Annotated in this window: 3 protein-coding genes and 1 pseudogene; 2 read left to right on the top strand and 2 right to left on the bottom strand. The window is 35.9% G+C overall.

Going from position 1 to position 8,816, the window contains the following annotated elements:
• A pseudogene (locus tag ACP6PK_RS05040) lies at positions 1-426 on the top strand (hypothetical protein); the annotation flags it as partial.
• A 1,034-nt stretch (positions 427-1,460) separates the two neighbouring features.
• Here ACP6PK_RS05040 and ACP6PK_RS05035 read toward each other — a convergent pair.
• Positions 1,461-3,401 (bottom strand): mechanosensitive ion channel family protein, encoded by a 1,941-nt coding sequence (locus ACP6PK_RS05035; protein WP_426558309.1) that lies wholly within the window; start codon positions 3,399-3,401, stop codon positions 1,461-1,463.
• A gap of 715 nt (positions 3,402-4,116) precedes the next feature.
• Here ACP6PK_RS05035 and ACP6PK_RS05030 point away from each other — a divergent pair.
• A complete protein-coding gene (locus ACP6PK_RS05030; protein ID WP_426558307.1) occupies positions 4,117-5,991 on the top strand; it encodes a DnaJ domain-containing protein in 1,875 nt (624 codons plus the stop codon).
• Between the two features lie 429 nt (positions 5,992-6,420).
• Here the strand turns inward: ACP6PK_RS05030 and ACP6PK_RS05025 are convergent, their stop codons facing one another.
• The gene (locus tag ACP6PK_RS05025) at positions 6,421-8,079 is read right to left on the bottom strand and encodes a YcjF family protein (protein ID WP_426558305.1); all 1,659 of its coding nucleotides are present in this window, start codon (positions 8,077-8,079) and stop codon (positions 6,421-6,423) included.
• Positions 8,080-8,816 lie beyond the last annotated feature (737 nt).

Raw genomic sequence — 8,816 nt, 5'->3', positions numbered from 1 at the left:
AAAAAAGATGTTAACTCAAGAGATAAAGAGATAACAATTAATCAACCTATTGCAGAAGAAGAAAAACCATTAGAGCAATTAGAGACTCAAAAAAATCCTCCGAAAAAAGAGGCTGAATTATTAATAAATGAAAATGATTCTGCTAAACCAACACAAATAATTATCTTGCAACTACCAGTAGATAAGATTCCAGAAGATGATTCCTTGTTTGAACAGATTAAAGCTATTTTGAAAGAACAATCTTCTGGAAATGAGGAAAAAGCAAATGTGGCAATAAGGGCATTAATATCTGATGATAAAGAACAAAAGTTAGTACAATTCGGTCGGCAATTTTGGGTAGAAGATGGGGAAACAACTATTAATCGTCTTCAAGATGCAAAATTTGAGGCTAAAATTTTAAATTGTGAAACGATTGATTCTAGGTAATTAATATCGTGTCATCCTTGCAGGGGATCTACGCTATTGGATAATTAGTGATAAAAAAGTCTTTGTTTGTAGTTGCACTTTAGCGCTCCATAAATATATCTAGCACCGCTAAAGCTAACATTCAGCAATTAACAATGAAGAATTATAATTAATAATTAGGGCTTGCTGATTAAATATTAAAGCATTGACGGGTAAAGGTTTGAGCAATTTTAAGTCTGGAAAAAGTACCAGCTTTTTGGTTGATCAAGCAGAAATTGTGAGCATTTTGGGTAGATTATGGCAGAAAAACCAAAGGACTATTCTTCCTCCTGCCTCCTCTAGAATTCCCATTCCTCCTGACTCCTGTACGGGCGTTTTGCTGCGCGACATATAAAGCGGAGCTTTGCGTTAGCACATGGCCGTTTCGCGGAGCGACATGAAACGCCCCTACGACTCCTGACTCCTACCCTCACCCATAAGACTTTTGAGCGCAAACCCTAATTAATAATTAATAATTACACCTTCTTAAAAGAAGGGTATTGACTAAAAGGATTTTTTTTTATTTATCCCCTTAAAAGGGGAGGCTTCAAACCTGAATTGTTGAATGAATAATTAATTGACTATCAACTCTTAATTATTAATTATTGAAATACTTCTGTTTTTTTGCACCTTTATACTTAATACGAACTTGCTAATAATTTAAGATCATGTTACACATAACTAATAGGATTTGGAAAACTTGATTCCTGATACAGCAATTCCCATCCTGGTGAGGTACAAAATTCCAGGTTTTAGGGAACAGGGAACAGGGAACAGAGAACAGGGAATAGGGAATAGGGAATAAGGAATAAGGAATAGAAAAGAAATTAAAGATGGGTGTAACTCATAAGCTTGAGAAACGCTATATTGAGTACCTTAAGTTTACGGAAAAATAAATGTATAAAGCCTATCCATTTATCAAGGAAAAAGAAAAAGATCCTTTGAGATAATCCTTTTCTTTATAAGAATAGATAATTAGTTAATTATTAATTGTTGAACAGCTACCTAAAACCTATTCAATTCTGGTATTGACCATTAATTTTAAAATTCCCATTATTCGTTTTAGCAAAAGGCCCATTAACATACATAACCTGTTGCGGAACTCCCACCTCAATACCCTGCTCATCAAATGCCTTCTTCAAACGACGGCGAAACTCACGAGCAACCAACCACTGCTGCATAGGCTGAGTCTTAATAATCAATCTAATTACAATTCCAGTATGAGCAATCTTATCAATACCCAAAACTTTAGGGGCTTCTAAAATCTGGTCTTGCCATTGAGGGTCAGAATACAACTGTTGAGCGATCGCCTCCATCACCCCCATAACCCGATCCACATCAGCATCATAAGCCACCTCAATAGCATAATTTACTTGTGACCATTCACTAGATAAATTTCGCACCACCCCAATAGAACCATTGGGAATAGTAATTAGCTCCCCATCAAGATTCCGTAATTTAGTAACTCGTAAAGTAATAGTCTCAACCAGGCCATCTTGTCCATCTATGATAATCCAATCTCCCACAGCATATTGGTCTTCAGATAAAATCATCAGACCAGCAATTAAATCTTTCAGTAAATTTTGAGAAGCCAGGGAAAGGGCAAAACTAATAACACCAATAAAGACCGTCACTACTTGAGTGAAAGTACCTAACTGATGCAAATGATGGAGGAGCGTCACTCCCAATAATAAGTAAACTATAGCTCTCAGCCAAGCTTTAGAAACTTTAGCCAAGGTAGAAACCCGCAAAGTTTGTCGTTTTTGGATTGATTGTTTATCATTCAACCGCCGAGCCAAAAAGTCACTCAAAGCATCCCCCCCCTTGATGCTTAAACGAGCCACCAATAAAAGCAGTAAAATGAAAAGTGGAGTTCCCAGATTAGCTTCTCGTCCAAAACTTAAAATCCAATCTAATGGAGGCCAGCCAACTATTACTTGTTCAGCTCGAGTACCACGAATTGTCACACCAATCATCCAATTGCTCCAGGAACGAGTCCAATAAAACAAACTACTTATGTAGCCAATACCCAGTAACCAAATTAGCAATTGAGTCCAAAATAATGTCGAGCTGTAGAAAGCATAGAGACTGTAACGTTGTTCTATAGATAGCCTGTCAAATTGTGGAGCGATCGCTCGAAATTTTTCAGTAAGCTTTGATGAAATGGAGGTCTGATTATCTTCAAGCTCAATAGTCTCTGAGTCTGATAAGCTATCTTTAAGTTTTCTTTGTCCAATAGTAACTTGTTTCTGTATCCACCCCAGGGTTAAGCTAGTACAAGTCAGAGCAACTAGGAGAAGCATAGCTAGTTGAACCTGAGCAAGTAGATAAGGAGTCTGACGTTCTTTCCAGGCTTGAATTAGCTGATTTTTAATAATTTCTTTTCCCTTTTCTACTATTTTGAAAGGTTGGGAACCACCAAATCTCGGTCTTTCAATATCTGCTTGAGTAACAGAGAAAATAATTTCTGGCACATCATCTTTAGGAAATGTGACTGACACAAATGCAGTTCCGTTTTTCTCAGAGGAAGTAGTAACTAGCTCTTCTCTTAGTTCTTTTTCTTGAGCTTCTATGTTAGATATTCCCTGCTTGGGTAAAACCTCTTGAGCATACCTACTCATATTGTGCAGAATTTTTTGTAACTTGCTGTGAATCAACTGGGAGCGGATAGCAGCACTGTAGATACTAGCTTGATTTTTGTTTGTTTTTGACTTTAATTGCATAAATGAAGCAATAGTTCCCACAATTTTTCCATCTAGAAAAACTGGAGCTATTTCCAGGTTTCCCCTCTTAAAGACAGGGACATAATAGTTAACAGAAATATCTTCATCGGAAGACATACCTAAACCAGGAATAGTTTGGGCAAATGTGGGAAATTCCCAAGTTAGAGTTAGTGTTAAGACTAACAAAGTAATAGAGAGCAGAAAAGTTAAAATCCGAATAAATTTCCGAACCATAAAAATTATTAAATATCCCCATAAGTAGGGTGCATTTCAACAATTAATAATTATTAATTATTCGGTGACGCACCTTTATAAGGGTTTATGTTAATACAAAAATTATGGAAGGTCTAATTAAAGGTTAAAAAAATTGTAGGGGCGGGTTTAGCTGAAAACCTTTGTAGTCGATTAAACCCACCCAAAGTAAGATTTTAGGCGTTGGTTAATAGAGGGATGAAATCTAAGGAGCGTGTTATAAGAAACCGGGTTTGTGGGAAACAGATGTCAGTAAAGTACGGGTATCTAATACAAACCCGGTTTCTACACCGATAAAAATCATAGCCAAAATTACCAATGCCAGATTTTATAGGCTCAAAATTTTTACTATACAGTAATTTCAGGAAATTATTTCACATTTTAAAGTTTGAAACTATTTGTGACATCTTTAAAGTAAATTGGTAGAAGCGGGTAGGTCTAATTAAACGTTAAAAAAATTGTAGGGGCGGGTTTAACTGAAAACCTTGATATTTCTAATTTAGTTGATTAAACCCGCCCTAAAGTTATTCCATTTGTTTATGCTAACTACTTATCCATTCAAATCAATCCTCTGTTAAAAGTTAATAGGTCTTTTTTTCCAGGAAAACCTAGTATATCCACTGATGCAGACCCTATCAAAAAATCTTATGATTAAATCAAAGCCAATTTTTTTCTTAATATAAAATTCTAGATACCCATGAACAATAACCTACCCGAAAGTTTCTTTTTTATATCAACAGGTGCAGCAACTGGCGCAATTTTCTCTACCACAGTCGGCAACATGGGATTAATAGGTAGTTTTGGAGGTATAAGGATCGACCTAACTCTCACTATCGGTGCTGGTGCAGTTGTCGGTGCAGCAACTTATGGTGCAGTCGAAGCTATGAAAAAATCAGATCCTACTGCTATTGGTTTTATTGGTATGGGTACTTACGGAGGAGTCGCCCTTTCTTCTACTCTTGGTGGTATGGGGTTGGGTGTTGTGGGAACTGCTTTTGGTATTGGAATGGGAACAATGGCAACTTTCGGTGGAATAGTCGGTCTTGGTATTTATGGATTTTTGCAAGCTATTAACTCATCCACACAAAACCAAATAGTTGATTCTTTTGCAACTTTTGAGCGGATGGAGAGCCAAATTTTAGCTCAAGTCTCTTGGCAAGAAACTTATAACCAAGCAATGATGGAATTAGATCCGGTCTTAGCTGAAATGGAGACAAAGCAAAAATTCACCGCTCTGGAAATAGAAGCAGAATTAGAAGAATTAAAGAAAAATATAGGTTGTCAAAATCAATCAAATTTTTCTTCCTCACCCTTAGATCCAGTCTTAGCTGAAATGAAGACAAAGCAAAAATTCACCACTCTGGAAATAGAAGCAGAATTAGAAGAATTAAAGAAAAATATAGGTTGCCAAAATCAATCAAATTTTTCTTCCCCACCCACAGAAAATTCTGACTTACAACCACAGGAAAAATTAACTTGGAAATGTAGAAAAGTTATCAAAGCACATACCGCCTCAATTAATGCTGTAGCTATTAGTGCTGATAGTCAAACTTTTGCCACAGCAAGTAGCGACTCCTCTGTTAGTCTCTGGAATATCAAAACAGGTAAACGTCTCTACACTTTTTTCGGATATTCACAGGAAGCGCAAACAGTCGCCCTCAATACTAAGACTCCCACACTCGTTAGCGGAGACTTCGACGGAAAAATCACCACATATAATATAGATACCAAAAAACATTGTCAGACTTTTTTCGCTTCCAACTCTCCCACCAGTCATGGAGACTCAGTGTTTGCAGTAGCTATCAGTAAAGACGGTAAAAATGTTGTTAGTGGGAGTGCTGACAAAACTATTAGACTGTGGGAACTAGAAACAGGAAAACTCAAACGTACTTTTAACGGTCATACCGATAAAATTTGGGCAGTTGCTTGGAGTCAGGATGGTAAAACTTTTGCCAGTGGGAGTGCTGACAAAACTATTCGTTTGTGGAATATCAACAGTTATCAACCCCCGCGTATTCTGCAACAACATTCTGGTTGGATAACATCTTTAGCTTTTCATCCCACTGAAAATATCCTCATTAGTAGTAGTACAGACTTTACCATCAAAATTTGGAACATCGAAACAGACTCCTTAATTTCTACTTTAGTTAGTCATACAGCACCAATATTTTCTCTTGCTATTAGTGACAATGGAGAAATGCTTGCTAGTGGTAGTCAAGATGGTACCGTGAAAATTTGGAGTTTACCTAGTGGAGAACTTTTGCAAACGTTCGCAGGTAGTTATCCGGTAGCTTTTTCTAACGATGGTTGTTTAGTGACTGGAGGTAACGGCAAAAATATTAAAATTTGGCATCAGGTGATATCGGATGGTACGGTATCTTTCTCTGGAGAATGGTGGGAAATATTGAATGTGATACCAAATGCAAATGCGGAAACAGTAAAATTAGCTTATCATCGTTTAGCTAGACAATATCATCCTGATATAAATAGGGATAAAGAAACTGTTTTGAAAATGCAAATTATTAATCAAGCTTATAGTCAGTTTTTGCTTCAAAAATCGGTATACTCTTAAATAATTTTCTTGCTTAAATCTTTTCATTATCAGCACTTAAAATAACATAATACGCCCATAGGTTATAATATTTGATTGTAGGGGTTTGGTTTCCAAATCCCTTATCGAGACCTTATATCAAATCCGTTTGATTGGACATAAAAAAAATATCCAATTTTCATAACTACTAAATCTTTTTCAAGAATTAAGTAGTAGGGTGCGTTAATGAAATGTAACGCACCTTACTTAATTACTACAAAAAAAAACTTTTAAATCTACCCAAACAATACTATTTTCAAATTAATATCCTTAACAAAAAATAGACTTTATGTATCAAATAACCATCAACTTTTTAACAAAATTATCTCACTAAAATATTCAATAAAACTTTAATATATATTATCCGTGCATCCTTGCCAAAATCCGTTCATACCTCCTTCCTTTTTCAAATTACCAATCTTCTCTTTTAGGTCTAGTTTCTGTTTCCCAATCATCATAATCATCTACTTTTTTACTAGGTTCAGGTTGATAATTTCTTGCCACTTCTTCCTCATAAAATTCTTCCTCAGTTTCAGCTTCTTCATCAGAGGAATAAATATTAGTCAAAGGTTCAACAATTTTAGTTATAGCATCTTTCACAAATGACTTAACAAACTCATCTTTTTTAACTAATTGAAATTGTCTTTGTACAACTTCTGTCATTCCACCATCTCCCCAATCTTGATTCTGACGAAAATATTCAATAAAACTCTTGCCAGCAATTCGAGTTAAATAAGCTGCACTTACTCCTTGAATAGCTTTTCCAATTAAAAAAGTTGCTACAGTTAATTGTAAAGCCGTATAAATTAATTTTATTGCCCCTTCAACAATACCTAAACCAGCAAGAGTTTTTGCTAATGACATTGCTAATTCTTGCCCTCTTTCCAAATTCAATTCGCAACCATAAACTTTGCCAATTTCTACTACCATTTGAGCATTAACTGCAGCAGTTGCCAACACATCGACCACTGGTAATGGCGTAACCGCAATCACTCCCGCACCGATCCACTGAAATCTTTCAACAACTTTATCTGCTTGTCGTCGTCTTTGAGTATCAATTAAACGTCTTGCTTCTTCACCCAAACGTTGAGATTGTAATAGAATATTATCTGCAATCAAATCTTCTCCCTCAGCCCGCAAAACAGCCGCCATACGTCTAATTAAAGGCATCGTATCAGGTTCTGGCAGATACATTTCTCCACTCTCAAGTCTAACTGATTGAGGATTAGCCGCGATCGCCACAATATCTATCTTACTAACAATTCCTAGCAATCTTTCCCTCAGTTTAACAACTATCGCTTCTTTATCTTCCTCAGTATAGAGGTCAGTTTTGTTAAAAACCACAAGCGATCTCTTACCAATTTCCGCCAAACTTATCAGAGCAGTATATTCTGAGTTTTGTAAATCATTATCAACTACAAACAATAATAGATTAGCCTCTGTAGCAAAAATTCGCGCCAGTTCTCCCCTTTCTGTACCTGCTATTCCTGCTTCTAAAATTCCTGGAGTATCAGTAATCAAAATTTCTTGCTCCAATCCTTGCATTTTCAGATGATAGGTTTCTCCAGCCTTCGTTGAACCCATAGGTGCTTCTACCTTCCCCACCATTCGACCTATAAGTGCATTTACCACAGAAGTTTTACCTGCCGAACCTGTACCAAAGACTACAACTTTTACATCACCTCGTGCTAAACTAGCTTCTATTTCTTGTGAACGACTTAATAATGCTTGTCTGGCCACTTCATCCTGAATTTGGATTACTTGTTGCTTAACTGCCTTAAGAGATTCCGATGCAGCCTCAGATTTAACAACTGGAACCTTGACCTTAACTTTTGCTCTTTGTCGCCGTTTACTTTTCGGAGTTGTATATAGTATCAGATAATAAACGAAGGCAAAAATAAAAATTCCAATCAGAATAACTAACAGTAGGACTAACAAGTTGGCCAAAACAGGAGGCGCATACCATGAAATTTGACTGTATAGCCATGATAGGGAACTAATCAGCCAAATTATGAGTAATAAAATGAGGCAGAGACCTAAAATCAGTGTTAACAGACGGGAAGTAGGCATTTAATCAAATCAACTCAAAAAAATCGTTAGTTTGGAAGTCTTTTAGCTTCAGCTAAGGAGAGATTAATATTTAATTTAGTCTGCTTAACTATCTCTGCTTTTGCAAGGTTTTATTGCCAAAGGTTGTTCTATCTAAAGTAGTTCAGATGGTTAGCTTCAGTTTGTGGATATTCTACACCTACTTGTTTTGATATTTTTTGTGAGTGTTAGATGAATAGCTCAACTCTCATTTTCCTAGCTATTTTTACTTTCCTTCCACCACCACAGGTTTTTAGTTTAGGCTTCTCGTTGGTTTGAGAGCTTTTCTGTTTAGCTTCAGTATTTTTATCTATATAATTATAGCATCAAGCAATTAGCATGAAGGACATTTCTGGTCAACCCCTATTTTTGTTGGCAAACTCATTTTTTGAGGCTATTTTTATTATTAAAACTAAATTTATTTCCTATACTGCTGAAAAAACTAAGTCCCTGAGTACCAAAAAACACCTGTAGAAAAGTCTCAAAATCAACAATTTAATCAAGAAAAAAGAAAGTCGGCTTTAAAAGTTACTTTCATTTACAGAAGTTTTGGAGTTAATGAGCTACAAAGTTTTTAGATTTTAGGCAACAGGCAGCAGAGAAAATAGATTAATTATAAACTGTACCTCAGCATCCTGACAATTGCTGTAATATTAGAAATTATGCAGAAACACTATATATAGAGTTCAAAAACTATAACGTTATAGATATGTAGGGTT

The organism is Dapis hubbardiae BLCC-M172, from assembly GCF_050016015.1.
Lineage (GTDB): Bacteria > Cyanobacteriota > Cyanobacteriia > Cyanobacteriales > Microcoleaceae > Trichodesmium.
Note: the sequence above shows the minus strand (reverse complement) of the source record. Positions and strands in the feature narration are given on the sequence as shown.